Raw genomic sequence first — 16,848 nt, 5'->3', positions numbered from 1 at the left:
TAAAAATTGATATAAAATTCGACCTATCGCAAACTCTCTAAAATGTAAATTAACAAGCCACATTAATTTTAGAAAAATATGTATATAAAAAAGAGCGCTAAAGCAGAGATCTTGCTTTAGCGCTCTCAAATTTTAATTAAAATAGGTTATTCTACCACATACCAAGTATATCCATTTGCTGGTATTTTAACCGTCAATTCTACTGTATAATCACGGTTCAGTTTGTAAGATATTAAATTACCTTCTTGTTCTCTAATTTTTGCTGTTGTGGACAATCCGGTATAATAAAGTGGTATTTGAATTTTACGCACGATTTCTTTATCTGTAGGGTTATAAAATAATGCAAAAGCTTTCTCTTTTTCATCAGGATTCACGTGCATCATTCCGTCCCAGTCCCGAGCATCAGGTTTACGTAAATGGATGATATCACTGTTCAATATATTGCGATAACGCTTATACCATTTAATCACATCGACAACCATTTCTTTCGTTTTTGGTGTATCGTAAAGACGAGGCCCTCGGTAACATGCTTGCACACCTGCGCCATAATTTTGGATCATATGCATCTTATATTCATGAAGGTAGTCATTCAATGGCTCTAAAGTCGCATCTTTTCCTCCTCCCTGATATTCTACTAAGGGCACAAAACTCCATAAAGAAGAGGGAATTCTATCCCATGTACAATCATAATTTAACTGGCGTGCATGCATGAGCTGACGATCGCGAGGTAAAGACCAATTAGCCTCTCTGTAGCCAATTCCCACTTTATTAGATCCATTCAAAAAGTAAAAATCGGGTACATTCATATATATTCCTTGGGAAGACATCCAGTGATAAAGTTCAGTAACCTTATGAAATTGTTTCCACTGTGAATCTGCTAAACCATCGTGATGTGCATGGGTAGTCGAAGCACAGAAATCTCCTGGATAAGAACCATCATGCTCGAAACACTTCATTCCTGTCTTTTCAAAAAAGTATTTTATTTTCTCAAAATATTCATACCCCCAATCACTAGCAAGACATGGGGAACTTCCAAAGCGCATACCTCCACGTTTACCTGTCTCGGGATTAATCACATCGACCTCATCACTGATCCATCTGCTGGCTAAAAGGGAATAACATCCCATATCAATGCCTTTACTACGTGCATAATCAACAAACCCCTTAAATTTCGCGATGTTTGAATCGGAGATATCTTCCGCATTTAACCCCGAACCAAAGCTAAGTATAATCATCTCATAACCTGTCGAATCGCACTGATCTATGGCTCTATGTACCACTTCAGGATCTGTGGATGTTAAATGCATAAAGATAGGATTCTCGCTAGTCCATGGCGCTATAGTCCGATACATCTTACGCGTAAACAATCCTTTACGCTCCCGATCATCACTATCAAATGGCATTTCATGAACAGTGAATGATTGGAAAGTACCTTTACTTTCTAAGCTGTAATTCGGACCAAGCTTAGGTGATACATCCAATACACAAGGGGTCTCCAGGAGATAATTACGTTGCGAGGTGTAAGCAGGATCTGTCACCCATTTTTCTGTAATATCGGTTGTTTTCTCAGTAAAGGCCCCTCCTGCGGCGAAATCACTCTCAACATGAATATTGGGTAATCTAAAAACTGAAGGATCACCATCTCCGGGTGACTCAGGTTCTGAGAATGCCAAATATTCCAATTGAAAGAAGTCAATATTGATTGGTAATGTAGATTCATTAATCACTTCCATTCTTTTACTAATTACCGGAATATGATCATAGATGCTAAAATAAAGCTTCACTTTCACATCCTTCAACTCTCGTTCACCACGAAGGGTAAATACAAGTTGCTGACCTGATACCGGTTCTTTATTAAGTGCCCAGCGATTGCGGGCCCATTTGATTCGTTCTTCCAGTGGTTTTATTTCGAAATCTTCTACCATAAACGATTCCGGTAATGTTGTCATTTTATCTAACCACTCATTCTTAAGATATCCCCTTTCTTCTTGACCATTTAAACCGCCGATATTCCATTTTTTACCGTCAATCTGTATCGTTCCCTCACTGCTTACTGCCCTGATCAAGCTTTCCCCTAACATACGGTTCGTAATATCTACCGTCGCCAAATTAGGGAAAATCCGAAAAGTTCGTGACACCATCGCATTTGCTATTATGATATTTTTACCATCTGCCGAAGTGTAAATTCCAGCTTTAGATTTCTGAGGAGTAATTAACCAATCAAATGCCGTCTTATCTGATGACAATTGTTTCATTAGTGGCAATGCTTTGATTTTCGCAGCAAGTTTCTTACTAATTCTAGCATCCATATTAGCACCAGGGCCCACTATTCCAACGTCAACAAGTTGGGGTTTTATAGTTTTATAATCAATCTTCGGTGCAATCCAAACGGCGTGATCACCACTAGGACCATCATCAGTTGTTTCGGCCACAAGTTCAAGATACATAACGTCTTTTAAAGGAACGTCAATCTGCTGAGGACGATCTCCTCCTTTAATTACTGAACTTACAAAAATAGGTTTACCATCACCTTTCAAAGTAAATTTTACGGAACCTTTTTCTAAGACAGGATTACTTTTTGTGACACCGACAAACTGTTTCTGTCCTTGCTTTTCAATGAAATGCAATTTGGTACCGTCGACTAATGGTATAATGGTCAAAGATTTATCTTTAACATCAATTGTAGATTCAGCTATACCTACTTGAGCAACAAAACGCGTTGCATTTTTTTCCAACTTAATCTTGATAATACTTTTCGCTTGCACTCCAAGCACATCATCATAAACTGTCCCATTAATCGTTACAGGTTCGCCTGTAACTGATCTTCCCTTCTGCAAAATACCATACTCCTGCCAAGCATGAGATAGATCCAGATCTTTCAACTTGATAGATTCTTGTGCAAACAGAGATTGCCCTATTAAAAGCCCTGCACTGATCAATAATATAGTTTTTAACATATTTTAAGATTCCTCTTTTTTAAGGACAGTGAGACATACAACTGATCACTGCCTTTGTAAATAATATTAGGTTATAAATTCAATTTTTAATCAATAAAATTAAAGTTCCACTGTCCCCTCCCATTCTTGGCAATATTTACAAAGTGCTCCTTATTTACTAAATTGAATAGAGGTGACATTAGTTTAAGATTATAAAGGTTTATAAATGCTAAACTTAGATAATTTTGATTACATCCGCAATATAATAGCATTAAATATAATCTTAAAGTTGTATATCGACTTTTAATCAATTCAAAACCTCCAGTATTCATAATTATCATCTAGAACCAACTTTCTTTATAATATTTACATTATTTTTGCTAATTACATTGATCTATTCTTATTATTTATGAATTTAATTTACAAGGGTAAAACCAAAGATGTCTACAGTCTAGAACAAAATCAAGTACTATTGAAATTTAAAGACGACGTAACTGGTGAAAATGGTGTATTTGATCCTGGAGCAAATACTGTTGGGCTAACCATTGATGGTGCTGGAAAATCAGGTCTTAAAATGACCCAGTTCTTCTTCGAGCGTTTAGCTGAACAGGGTATTGCAACACATTATGTCTCCGCTGATTTAGATGAGGTTAGTATGGTGGTTAAAGAAGCGACTCCATTTGGGAAAGGATTGGAAGTCATTTGTAGATACCGTGCTGTAGGTAGTTTCTTGAGAAGATACGCTGCTTATTGCCAAGAAGGTGATGCGCTAGATGCTTTTGTGGAAGTAACAATTAAAGATGACGAAAGAGGCGATCCTACAATCTCGGATGATGCTTTGGAATTATTAGGTATTTTATCAAAAGCAGATTATCAAGAATTAAAATCTTTAACAAAAAAAATCTGTGGAATTATAAAAACAGAATTGGCAAAGAAAGATTTAGAACTTTACGATATCAAATTGGAATTCGGAAGAGATAAAGCTACGGGAGATCTATTATTAATCGACGAGATTTCAGGTGGAAATATGCGCGTATACAAAAATGGAAGCTATATTGCCCCTTTAGATTTAGAAAAAGACTTTTTAGGAGCTTAATAGCCTACAGTCAATAGTATAAGGGCTACCATTATCTCAGGTAGCCCTTTATTATTAGCCGTTAATTCCAACCGCCGCCAAGGGCTCGATACAATTGAACCACAGCATACAATTTTTGACTTTGATCTGCTATATTTTTCAATTCTGCACGTAAGAGATTTTGCTCTGCTGTTAGTACATCGGTATAATTGGTGTTCTGGTGGTTCAGAAACAATTCTTTATTAAATGCAACGGCCTGCGTTAATGCTTCAAGTTGTTTTTTGCGGGATTTCATTTTTTTGATTGCCGTATCATATTCAAAAAGCGCATTAGAAACTTCCTTGCTGGCTACCAATAGAGATTTCTCGAATTGATACAACGCCTGTTGCTGTCTTGCTTGAGCAGTTGACAGCCTTGCTTTATTGACACCTTTATTGAAAATAGGCTGTGCAATCCCCCCTGCTATAGAACCAAATAAACTAGCACTCGAAAACCACTGATTCCAACCAAGATTTGAAAAACCTCCAGCAGCTGTTATAGATAATGCAGGATAGAAATATGTACGTGCTATATTCGTTTCCTCAAATGCCGATCTAAAATTAAATTCTGCCATTTGAACATCAGGACGGTGCGCGAGCAATTGTGCGGGAATTCCAGGATTTAAATCATAATTCACCTGTTGTTGCATGAGAGACTGTCTGAGGATGGCACCAGGATGTCGGCCTACTAAAAAACTAAGCCTATTTTCAGTTTCTTTAATCTTTTGCTCAATATCCGGCACATCTAGTTCTGCTTCATAATAGTTTGCTTTACTCTGTACTACCGCTACGCCATTAAGCATTGCATTTTCAAAAAGTTCCGCTATTGCGGCCGCATCTTCAGCACGGTTCTCAGCAGTTTTTTTAATTATCATCAACTGTTGATCCAGAGCCAGTAATTCGTAATAATCTGAGGCAATATTGGCAATTAACTGTGTTTGTACCGCACGCTTTGCGGCATCAGTCGCTAAAAGCTGTGACAACGCAACACGTTTAGCGCTTCCAAGTTTACCCCAAATATCAATTTCCCAATCCGTATATAATCGCATATCATATTGGGTATTATTACGCGGATAACCAAAACTCTGAAAAGCGGGCATCTGTTGTGTATTGGCAGAGATACTAGCTTCTAATGAAGGCAAAAATGCCGCTTTTTTTAATCGCACATTTACCTGCGCCTCCGTAATCCGCTCAACTGCAATTTTGATGTCTATATTCGCTTGTAACCCCTCTGTGATCAATTGCTGTAACATAGTATCTGTAAACATATCAGACCATTTCACAGTAGCTATATTGATCGTCTCATGAGCTATATTCTTCACATAACCTGAATCAAGAGCACTATAAGTAGGTGACCGAAAGCTGTCTTTAACTTTATTTTCCGGCAAACTATAGGGACGGGTTACGTGACAAGAACTCCAGGTCAAAAGTCCCAGTATTGACATGAATGCCAATCTATAGGATTTTTTTTTCAATTGACTATAATAATGTATCATATCTTAATTTTTAAATTTTCACACTAGCCTTTTTCTGTTTGATCAATATGAAGCTAGCGTAAGACTATATGCGCTAAGCACGAAAATTTTATTTATTTTATTAAGCGACCGAATAAGTCGAAATCTAGCATGTTAATGTTCATCTTCTAATATACGAGGTGTATGGCTTGGCTCCTTTACACCAAATAGTCTTTCCTGTAATGCCTGGAAAACAATAAATAAAATAGGAATAACAAACACACCAAATACAGTCCCGATCAACATCCCTCCTACAGCCGCAGTTCCGATAGATTTATTACTCAATGCACCAGCACCAGTAGCTAACATCAATGGAATCAATCCGAAAATAAATGCGAAGGAAGTCATTAAAATAGGTCGTAACCTTGATTTTGCGCCATAGATTGCGGACTGCACCAAAGTTCTTCCGCTCAATCGATGCAAAAGTGCAAACTCCACAATAAGAATCGCATTTTTAGCCAATAAACCGATCAACATGATGAGACTGATCTGTAAGAATATGTTATTATCTACCGAAAATAACTTCGCAAAAATAAAAGCTCCTGCTAAACCGATTGGCAATGATAAAAGAACGGAAAGTGGCAGGATGTAACTCTTATATTGAGCGCTTAAAAGGAAATAGATAAAAAGAAGACACAGTGAAAATATTAATACTGTTTGACTACCGCTAGACAGCTCTTCGCGGGTCAAACCCGAAAACTCATAGGTATAGCCACGGTCTAAGGTTTGAGCTGCTGTCTCCTCTATCGCTTTAATAGCATCTCCAGAGCTATATCCTTCATTCGGTATCCCTGTTATGGTACTTGAAGTAAATAAGTTAAAACGTTGAATAAATTCAGGTCCATACGTCTTCTTCAAAGTAACAAATTCAGATATCGGTGCCATATTGCCTTTAAAAGTCCGCACATAAATCTTATTAATATCTTCTTCTTTTGCTCTATAATCAGCTCCTGCCTGCATCATGACACGATATTGCTTTCCAAAGCGATTAAGATCAGAGGCGTAGATACCTCCAAAATATCCCTGAAGTGTCGTCAGTACCGTATTAACACTTACACCTGCGGCCTTACATTGGGCTACGTTGACATTAATTTCTAACTCAGGAAAACCAATATTAAAAGAACTCGTAGCATAATTGATTTCAGGGCGTTGATTTAAAGCACCAATGAACGTATCGATATTTTTATTAAACTGTAGATAATTTCCACCTGTTTTATCTTGTAGCTGCAACTCAAAACCATTACTATTACCAAACCCCTGCAATGTCGGTGCAGCAAAGAAAATAATATTTGCTTCTTTGATATGAGCAGTTTTTTGAAATAACTTCTGTACAACAGCTGCGGCACTTTGCTCTTTCCCGGCACGTTCTTTCCAGGGTTTTAACCGAATGAACAATGCTCCATAGGAACCTCCAGTACCGTGCAGTAAGTCCATGCCTGAGAGTGTAGAAGATAATTCAACTTCCGGTATACTGCGCGCAATACTGTCGACTTCAAATGCAATCTTTTCCGTACGTTCTAGAGTAGATGCCGGCGGTAAAACCACATTTCCAAAGATAGCACCACCATCTTCATTAGGGACAAAACCTGTCGGTGTTGTTTTTACCAAGAAATAACATACCAGCGCAAATGTTGCAATACCTGCAAATGAAATCCATTTATAACGGATTAAAAGACGTACGACACCAATATATTTATTGGTTACTACTTCAAAAGCCACATTAAAACTGGCAAAAAACTTTGGCAAGAAACCCTTTGGCTTTTCAACATCTGCTACATGGGGTTTTAAGAGTAAAGCACATAGAGCGGGACTTAATGTTAACGCATTTATTGCTGAAATAATAATTGCCACTGCCAATGTCAGTCCAAACTGTTTGTAAAATACTCCAGCAGATCCTGTAATGAAAGTGACTGGTACAAAAACCGCCGACATAATCAAAGTAATTGAAATAATGGCACCACTGATTTCGCTCATGGCATGCAATGTAGCTTTCTTGGCAGATTTAGCCCCTTGATCTAATTTTGCATGTACTGCTTCGACCACCACAATAGCATCATCAACCACAATGCCTATGGCCAACACCAGTGCAAACAAAGTAAGGAGGTTGATGGTGAAACCAAAAAGCTTTAAAAAGAAAAACGTTCCTATAATGGCGACCGGTACTGCGATCGCTGGAATCAAAGTCGAACGCAGATCCTGTAAAAAGAGAAAGACCACTAAAAAAACCAATATAAATGCTTCAATAATTGTATAAATAACCTTCTCAACCGAAGCATCCAAAAAATCATTTGCATTCAAGAAAGTATGATATTCCACTCCTGGAGGAAAATCCTTTGACGCTTCTTTTAAAATATTTTCACAAGCAATGATCAAATCTCTTGCATTAGATCCCGAAATCTGGCTAATGGCACCTCCGGAAGAAAGTTTTCCCTGCGTAATTAGCGATGTCGTATAATCCAGGGCGCCAAATTCAATATCTGCGACCTCCTTTAAACGTAAGTAATCGCCCGCAACACCACTTTTCAAGATAATATTTTCAAATTGTTCAGGATCTTCGAGGCGCCCCGTATATTTCAATGCATATTGTAATGATTGACGGCTATTTTCACCTATTTTTCCCGGTGCAGCTTCAATATTTTGTTCCCTTAATGCTGCCATAATGTCTTCCGGTATAAGACCATGAGTGGCCATAACATCCGGTTTCAACCAAATACGCATCGAGTATTCCTGATCACTATAAATCTCTGTAGCACCAACACCCTCAACCCTTTTCATCTGAGGCATAATATTTATACGCAGGTAGTTATCCAGAAACTTCCTATCGTATTTTCCATCTTTACTGTAAAGCAAAAAACTAAAAGCCGTACTGCTCAACTGCTTGCTTGTTGTAATTCCTGCTTTAATAACCTCCGCTGGTAGCAAGCTAGTAGCTTTACTGACCCGATTCTGTACATTCACTGCGGCCATATCTGCATTCGTTCCCTGTTTAAAAAAGATGGTAATAGTTGCAGTACCATTATTACTACCCGTAGAAGTCATGTAAGTCATATTCTCTACACCATTAATCTGTTCCTCCAAGGGTATAATCACACTTTTCATTACAACATTCGCGTTTGCTCCTTGATAAGAGGCTGTTACAACAACTGTCGGAGGTGCAATTTCTGGATATTGTGAAATAGGAAGTGACATCAGTCCCAGGATTCCCAGCATCACAATTATTATCGATATTACCGTCGATAGAACGGGATTTTCTATAAATTTTTTCAGCATTTCTTCTCTATTATTTTGTGGATACAGGGTTAGGTTGAATTTGCATACCATCTTTTAGGTTTCCAATTCCTTCAGTGATAACCATATCACCAGGCGCAAGCCCATATTGCACCACATAGTGTTGTTCTGTTGCTATCGGCAATACCTTTATTTCGGTAAGGTGTATGGTATTTTTAGCCTCTACCGTGTAGACATAGTGATTTCCCTGCATTTCAAAAACCGCTTTTTTAGGAACCTTCACTGCTTCATCAATTGTTGTCGGGAGCTGTAAAGTTGCGCTCGCTCCGCTCCATAATAAACCATCAGGATTTGGAAATAATGCTCTAAAATTTGCAGATCCGGTTTCTAAACTTATGACCCCGCTCAGACTCTGAATTTTTCCTTTAGACCCGTAATCTTTTCCATCAGCAGTCCGTAAATTAACTTGAGGTATATTCCTTAACTTCTCAGCCATGCTCTTACCTGGATATTGATTTAGAAAGCTATTAAGCTGTTTCTGACTCAAAGAAAAATGCGCATATACTTCCTTCGTATTCGCAATTGTGGTCAAAGCAGTTTCAGAAGTACTACTGACTAGACTGCCCTTTTTAAGTGGCAACCGTCCTACTATACCTGATATTGGGCTAACAATCTGTGTAAATGCTAGTTGTGATTGTGCATCTGACAATGCTGCTTTTGCCTGATTAAGTTCAGCCTTTTTAACCCTTTCTACATTCTTCGCTGTCGTCAGTTCAAATGAATTTACGATTTTCTTGTCCACAAGAGACTGCGTTCTCAACACTTGAATACTAGCCGTTTCTAGGGCTGCTTCCATTGCTAATACTGCCGCTTTTCGTTGATTCACATCCTGCACAAATCGATTGGCATCTATTTTAAATAGCTTTTGCCCAGTGTGCACAAGACTGCCTTCTTCGATAAAGACTTCCTCTATATAACCATCTACTTTTGAACGAATCTCTACTGTCTGCAATCCTTCTAACGTCGTTGGATACTCTACCGACAGAGTCGCTTTTTCAGATTTTAGTGTAAGTACAGGATAGGCAATTATTTCACTTGTTGCTGTTTCTTTCTTTGAATCGCAGGAGACCATTCCCGAGACGAGAAATAACAATAGATATAAGTGCATTTTTTTCATGATAATAATTTAGTAATGAAACAATAAGTAATAAACTAGGCATGAGCTTTTGCCTGAGATTCCATACATATTATCGTCAAAAGACTAGACATAGGAATCCCGCTCCCCGCTCAAACCTGTATTTAGCTTGGGGATATTTTTACTCTTTTCTAGTGATAAAAACGAGATTTTAATCTTTATAGTAGTGAAATTACCTCTTCAGTATATTCCAATAGGGAACAATAGTTGTAAAGGCAAGAAATGCTGACTGAGCAATCTTTTTCGGACGGTGTATTTCTGGTGTATCTATCCACATAAAAATAATTATTACAATTCTTACTTAGCATTTACCAAATTTGATAATCAGAAGAAGTAGACTTACAGGTATCGATTTTGATAAGTGTGACAAAAGTAGTAATTTTGAATAATAAAACAACCAAATACTTGTTTTATTATTTTATGACGACAAACCGAATTTTAATGTTACTGAAAATGCGAGGTCCGTTAACGGCACTCGACATTGCCCATGAATTAAAAATAACCAAAGAAGGTGTTAGGCAACAGCTGGTTAAATTTATGGATGAAGGCTTGATTGAAGTAGAGACAGAATCAAAGGGAGTCGGGCGGCCACAAAAATATTTCAATATTTCAGAACTCGGAAACAGCAAATTTCCGGATACCCATGCAGAGTTAACGGTGAAATTATTGACAATAATTAAAGAGTCAATAGGGACAGAAGCTTTACAGACGATCATTGAAGTCAATGAAGCAACAGGAAAAAAAAGATATCACGAAGAGATCGACCCTTTACCCAATCTAAAGTCTAAGATTGAAAGATTAGTCTCCATTCGTACCCGGGAGGGCTACATGGCAGATTATACTGAAGATGACGAGGGATATCTGCTAGTAGAAAATCATTGTCCTATTTGTGCAGCGGCTAAAGTCTGCCAAGGATTTTGTGCTTCAGAACTTCAGATTTTTCAATCCGTCTTAGGCGAATCCGTTTCCGTACAACGTACCGATCATATCATAGCGGGCGCGAGACGTTGCGCATACCGTATCGTATCTTCTGCAAAAGGTTTCGAATAGCATTATACAGAAAATCCTCCCAAATTAAATGAGAGGATTTTCTGTATAAATAGGAATTAAATAATATCGGTGACTGAATGACTTCATCCAAGCCAAAGCAAATCAATATGCTCTAAAGCGTATAGATTAAACCCTTATTTATAACATTTTATCAAAACGGTCGGCATTCATCACTTTATTCCAAGCTTTTACAAAAGCATCCACAAATGACTTTTCATTGCCGGACTCGGCATACACTTCTGCAACAGCCCGGAGTTCAGCGTGCGAACCAAATACCAGATCAGCACGTGTCGCAGTCCACTTCGGTTGACCCGATTTACGGCAAGTACCTAAATACAATTCTTTCGTTTCATCCATTGGTTTCCACTGCGTTGCCATATCTAAAAGATTTACGAAAAAATCATTGGTCAGCTGTCCTGGACGTGAGGTAAATACACCATGTTTAGATTCGTCAAAATTGATATCAAGTACACGAAGACCTCCTATTAGAACAGTCATTTCAGGAACTGAAAGATTTAATAATTGCGCTTTATCGATCAATAATTCTTCGGTAGATACTGCTTTGTTTTTTAATTTACGATAATTTCTAAATGCATCTGCTAGTGGTTCTAAGAAGGCAATCGACTCTACATCAGTTTGGTCTTGAGTAGCATCTGTACGTCCCGAAATAAAAGGAACTTCCACATCGTAACCCGCCTGGTGTGCCGCTTTTTCAATAGCAGCAGCACCCGATAAAACAATCAGATCAGCAATTGAAACTTTTTTCCCTCCAAACTGTGCATTATTAAACCGTGTTTGAATGTCTGTTAATATTGTTAATACCTTATTTAATTGCATCGGATTATTGACCTCCCAGGTATTCATCGGAGCTAATCGGATTCGAGCTCCATTTCCTCCTCCCCGTTTATCCGAATTACGAAAAGTTGAGGCCGAAGCCCATGCTGTAGATACCAGTTCCGAAATTGATAGACTTGTATTTAAAATCTGTGCTTTTAGAGATTGAATATCTGTCTCATCAATCTCAGCATAATCAACCTTAGGAAGTGGATCCTGCCATTTAAACTCCTCATGAGGCACATCTGCACCTAAATAACGCGAACGGGGTCCCATATCTCGGTGCGTTAATTTGAACCAGGCACGAGCAAATGCATCAGCAAACTCTTGTGGATTATCCTTGAAGCGACGTGATATTTTTTCGTATTCAGGATCAAAACGCAAAGACAGATCTGTGGTCAGCATAGTCGGTTTTAATCTTTTATTCGGATCGTGCGCGTGCGGAATAATATCACCAGCATCTTTAGCTACCCACTGATGAGCTCCAGCAGGACTTTTTGTTAACTCCCATTCAAAATCAAACAAGTTTTCAAAAAACAGATTTGTCCACTCAGTAGGTCTACTTGTCCAAGTCACTTCCAGACCTGAAGTAATGGTATCTCCACCTCTCCCTGTACCAAAAGAATTTTCCCACCCGAGTCCTTGAGATTCTAAACCAGCAGATTCAGGTTCCTTACCAACATGATCAGCAGAAGCAGCTCCATGCGTTTTACCAAACGTATGTCCACCGGCAATCAATGCGACCGTTTCTTCATCATCCATGGCCATACGTCCAAAAGTATCCCGAATATCTTTTGCTGCCGCAATAGGATCAGGATTACCATCAGGTCCTTCCGGATTTACATAAATTAAACCCATTTGAACTGCGGCCAATGGGTTTTCTAAATTTCGGCTATGAATCTTGCCGTCAGCATTATCGTCAGATACCAATACGCCATGTCCTTCCTTTACTCCCTCAGATCCATCTGCATAACGAACGTCGCCACCAAGCCATGTTTTCTCTGAGCCCCAATATACATCCTGATCTGCTTCCCAAACATCCTCACGTCCTCCTGCATAACCCAAAGTTTTAAAGCCCATAGATTCCAAAGCCATATTCCCGGTTAAAATCAATAAGTCTGCCCAAGAAATCTTACGTCCATATTTTTGTTTTATTGGCCATAACAATCGTCTTGCTTTATCTAAGCTCACGTTATCTGGCCAGCTATTTAAAGGTGCGAAACGTTGTTGTCCACGACCTGCCGCCCCACGTCCATCACCAACACGGTAAGTCCCTGCACTATGCCAAGCCATACGAATAAATAATGGTCCATAATGACCAAAATCCGCAGGCCACCAATCTTGAGATTGTGTCATTAATTCCTTTAAATCATTTTTTATTGCGGCAAGATCCAAACTTTCAAATTCTCTTTTATAATCAAAATCTAAACCCATAGGATCAGACTTTACATCATGTTGACGCAATAAATTAACTTTTAACTGGTTTGGCCACCAATCTTGATTTGTTGTACCTCCACCAGCAACAGCCTTACGCAATGTTCCATTATGGAATGGACACTTATTAATGTCATTGAATTCGTTTTCCATGGGTTTCTAATTTTTCAAAAATTAACGTTCTATTTTGGTTATCTCAATTAACTAAATTTAAACAAAAAAAAATATCAAATGAAATTTATCTCATCTTTAGATCTTCCTAATAAATTAAGATTCAGCGAAGTATAATTACCAGAGATACATTGATTGGAAAATCCTATAAATAGATAAGCTTTTTATTTTTCTTAAATAAAAAAGAAGACATTTTTTTGCACGAACATCATTATTCCTGAAAGAAACCGCTGTACAACAATTTAAAATCAAAATAGATAGTTTCTAATAAGTATCAATAATTACATCATAAGATAAATCATTGAATTATATTTCGTATATTAACCATGCGATTATATACTATTTTTAAAATAAATCTAACAAACACGTTAAAGTTTATATTTCACATGGTGTGTGAGAATCATAAGAGGATTCATGACTCGATTTATAAAGGATTCACGATCATATGCCATTTATTTAATGATTGAAAAGTTTTGATACACCGAGGTACAGCAAAAATTTAGTTACCTATAAATAACCAGTATTATGAATAAAGAAGAAAACCGAAAGCCAAAATTAAGATTAAAAAAAGAAATTCAGGATAAACTTGATGCTGAGAACATTACTCTAGAAGAATTCTTCGAGCAAAAGGAAAAGGAAAAAAATGACCGATTCACTCAAGAACTTCAAGATTATCGTTTAAAATATCCTGAGCCTCCACAAATAGTGGCTGAAATTGAATTGACTGAAAATATTCAAAACTTAGGGTATAAAAGACATTTTTTTAACCGTGATGATGCTAATTTTTTGGTCAAAGAGATAGAAAACTGGGAAAATGAAAATAGCTATATGGAAATAGAACCCTTCACCGGTGATCAAAAAGAAAAAATGATTCTGACTTATATCACTACTGGTATACGATATGATTTTAAAAACATCGGTATTACGTTATATTATGCGCCGATATTCTACCAAAACAATTACGATAATGGCAGATCCTTGTTGAATTATGGCACTTCATTATATAAATATGATCATTTCAAAAAAGAATTTTCAATCGCTGATAACGATGATTTTCACGATATAACTTTTTCGTAAGTATTCAGTTAAATATCTCAATTCACCGATCTTTACCATAGGTACAACAGCAAAAAAGAGCTAAATCAGATTGATATGAATTAGCTCTTTTTCCTTTGACCTTTAAACTGACTATAACTTTAGGCAAACTCACTACAAAGATAGCAGCGGTATCAATTCTTAATATTTAAAAGAAGTTATGTTCTCTTAAAAATACCTATTTTTTTATACCACTAGATCGCAGGTTCGCTCCTTCAAACTCTGTCAATTCATATTTATTTATATAACTGAGATCCTGCAAACAATTTATTTTCTTATCCTGATCATAAAATATTTTAAATTTTCGCGTCTCTTTATTGATTAAAGTAAGAGACATCTGCATCCTATTTTGTCAGCTTCATCAGTATGCTTGAACGAATTCTACACTCTACATTAGTATCCTTTTTCCGCTCTTTTTTACCCCTAACTTCCAATCTTTAAAGGAAGCTCTGCTATCAACCCGATTAGCGCTTATTTCGTTCACCTATTCATAGATCGTGGTATCCCTTTATGCGTAATAAAAATTTCGTTTTCAGGATATAAGAGTCTATCTTCAAAACAATTTACACATTGATCATGCCTTATTTTTATAAGCGATTTCATAAATTTAGATACAATTCTATTCATTATAAAATATATAAAAGCTTTAAAATTAATTTACTTATATACGAATCTATTTACGTGTTATAAGAAGGTAATTGGATACGCTCTTTTATTTCTTTTTTCCCTTTTCCGCCAAAGAGCTTTGATATTTTTTTCACTAATTTACTTGATGCAATTCCTAGGACAGTATTGAACACTTTGATTCCAAACTTTGTTTTCGGATGTGCTAGCCATGGTACTCCCGGGGGTAGATTCTGAATATCTTCAACATAAGGGCGCATTAACTTTTCATAAGCTTCAAAGGCATCTCGATGATTCTGGTGTCTTGACAATTCTCCAGCCAATACATATGCACCAACTATAGAAAGACTTGCCCCCATTCCTGACATCGGAGTTGGACAATAAGCTGCATCCCCAACCATAGCACATCTTCCATTGGTCCATCGAGGTGCTTTCACTTGACTTATACTATCAAAATAAACATCTTTACTTTCCTCCAATCCTTGTAGCAGACGTGTTACCTGCCAACCTGCATCAGCAAACTTTTGCTTCAAGATTCCTTTCTGCTCTTGCAAACTAAGTTTTTCGTACCCTTTCTCTGGCGATAGAAAAGAAAATGATGCACGGGTGGTTCCCACATTATCTGGTCTTAGGTTTAAGACCCTTGATTCTGGTGCATTATACCAATAAGCCCATGACGTGTCAGAATCAATACGTGGAATAGTCAAATAAGAGCAGTAAACTCCAATATATTTGATCACGGGCTCATCTCCAAACATTAGCTTCCTTGTTGACGACCGAATACCATCAGCAGCAATAACCAAATCAAAAGATTGCGGAGCACCATTTTTAAAAGTGACATTAACTTTATCTTTATCTTCTACTAAAGCTAAAATGTGATCTCCAAAAATATAGGGAATATTTTCTTTCGTCGCATTAAAAAATATCTGTGCAAGATCTCCACGCAAAATCTCCAGTTCTGCTGTTCCAAATCCACCATTAGTTTTAGGAAATTCAGCGAAAGTATGATTGTTGACATCAACGAACCGAATTCCTAGTTCACCTGTATTTGCGGCTCTGATTTCATCTTCGAGCCCCATTAACTGTACTACTTTCTGAGCTTCATCTCTAACATCTATATTTTGTCCTCCTAACCTCAATTCTTCTGCACGTTCTACGATAGTTACATCAAAACCAAATCGATGTAACCAAAATGCTAAAGCCGGACCAGCAATACTAGCGCCTGATACAAGTACTTTTCTTTTTTCCATTGATTTTTATGTTTTATGACTCATCTTCAATACGAATCACAGTTGATATTCACATCGTACTGAATTTTCACACCGTTCATTTTATGTATCGGTCAAATAGCCCAGAAATATTTTCACTTTCTCTAATGTAAACCTATTTTTCCAAAACTAATAATTCTTATGCTATATGATTATAGCTAATAAATGTATCATCATGGTGATTAAATATCATGCATTACGCAGCCTGCTATTAAATAACGAAACCTGAAATTCACATTTTATTAATACCACTTACCTGCCTATCTGCTTTTTACTTCATCCAAATCACTCAACTAAAACAACCTACATATTAAATCCATATTCATGACAAACACAATTTCTGATAGATATTTTATCGATAAGCAACAGTAATAAAATAAATTCGG

Annotated in this window: 9 protein-coding genes; 3 read left to right on the top strand and 6 right to left on the bottom strand. The window is 37.2% G+C overall.

What is annotated here, in order from left to right; all coding sequences use genetic code 11:
- Positions 1-146: 146 nt before the first annotated feature.
- Positions 147-2,957, bottom strand: coding sequence for an NPCBM/NEW2 domain-containing protein (locus JAZ75_RS11800; RefSeq protein ID WP_208702041.1), 2,811 nt, complete (start codon positions 2,955-2,957; stop codon positions 147-149).
- Positions 2,958-3,345: 388 nt separating this feature from the next.
- Between JAZ75_RS11800 and JAZ75_RS11795 the strand changes: the two genes are divergently transcribed.
- Positions 3,346-4,032, top strand: a complete 687-nt coding sequence (locus JAZ75_RS11795) for a phosphoribosylaminoimidazolesuccinocarboxamide synthase (protein ID WP_208702039.1) — start codon at positions 3,346-3,348, stop codon at positions 4,030-4,032.
- A gap of 61 nt (positions 4,033-4,093) precedes the next feature.
- On the opposite strand, the gene JAZ75_RS11790 is transcribed toward JAZ75_RS11795, so the two are convergent.
- The 3 genes from JAZ75_RS11790 to JAZ75_RS11780 all read right to left on the bottom strand — a co-directional run bounded on the left by JAZ75_RS11790 (position 4,094) and on the right by JAZ75_RS11780 (position 9,968).
- Positions 4,094-5,545: an efflux transporter outer membrane subunit gene (locus JAZ75_RS11790; RefSeq protein WP_232789421.1), complete on the bottom strand. Its 1,452-nt coding sequence runs from the start codon at positions 5,543-5,545 to the stop codon at positions 4,094-4,096.
- A 132-nt stretch (positions 5,546-5,677) separates the two neighbouring features.
- Positions 5,678-8,833: an efflux RND transporter permease subunit gene (locus JAZ75_RS11785; RefSeq protein ID WP_208702037.1), complete on the bottom strand. Its 3,156-nt coding sequence runs from the start codon at positions 8,831-8,833 to the stop codon at positions 5,678-5,680.
- 10 nt (positions 8,834-8,843) lie between these two features.
- Entirely contained in the window at positions 8,844-9,968 is a 1,125-nt protein-coding gene (locus tag JAZ75_RS11780) for an efflux RND transporter periplasmic adaptor subunit (protein WP_208702035.1), read from the bottom strand.
- Between the two features lie 459 nt (positions 9,969-10,427).
- On the opposite strand from JAZ75_RS11780, the gene JAZ75_RS11775 reads away from it, so the two are divergent.
- Complete coding sequence (locus JAZ75_RS11775; protein WP_232789420.1) at positions 10,428-11,036, top strand: helix-turn-helix transcriptional regulator; 609 nt, start codon at positions 10,428-10,430, stop codon at positions 11,034-11,036.
- Positions 11,037-11,174: 138 nt separating this feature from the next.
- On the opposite strand, the gene katG is transcribed toward JAZ75_RS11775, so the two are convergent.
- Positions 11,175-13,457, bottom strand: coding sequence for a catalase/peroxidase HPI (gene katG, locus JAZ75_RS11770; protein ID WP_208702033.1), 2,283 nt, complete (start codon positions 13,455-13,457; stop codon positions 11,175-11,177).
- A gap of 543 nt (positions 13,458-14,000) precedes the next feature.
- Between katG and JAZ75_RS11765 the strand changes: the two genes are divergently transcribed.
- Positions 14,001-14,552, top strand: a complete 552-nt coding sequence (locus tag JAZ75_RS11765) for a hypothetical protein (RefSeq protein ID WP_208702031.1) — start codon at positions 14,001-14,003, stop codon at positions 14,550-14,552.
- 695 nt (positions 14,553-15,247) lie between these two features.
- Here JAZ75_RS11765 and JAZ75_RS11760 read toward each other — a convergent pair.
- Entirely contained in the window at positions 15,248-16,444 is a 1,197-nt protein-coding gene (locus JAZ75_RS11760; protein ID WP_208702029.1) for an FAD-dependent monooxygenase, read from the bottom strand.
- Positions 16,445-16,848 lie beyond the last annotated feature (404 nt).

Source organism: Sphingobacterium sp. UDSM-2020 (genome assembly GCF_016132525.1).
Taxonomy (GTDB): domain Bacteria; phylum Bacteroidota; class Bacteroidia; order Sphingobacteriales; family Sphingobacteriaceae; genus Sphingobacterium; species Sphingobacterium anhuiense.
The sequence above is the reverse complement of the archived record's forward strand: the minus strand, read 5'-3'. Positions and strand labels throughout refer to the sequence as shown.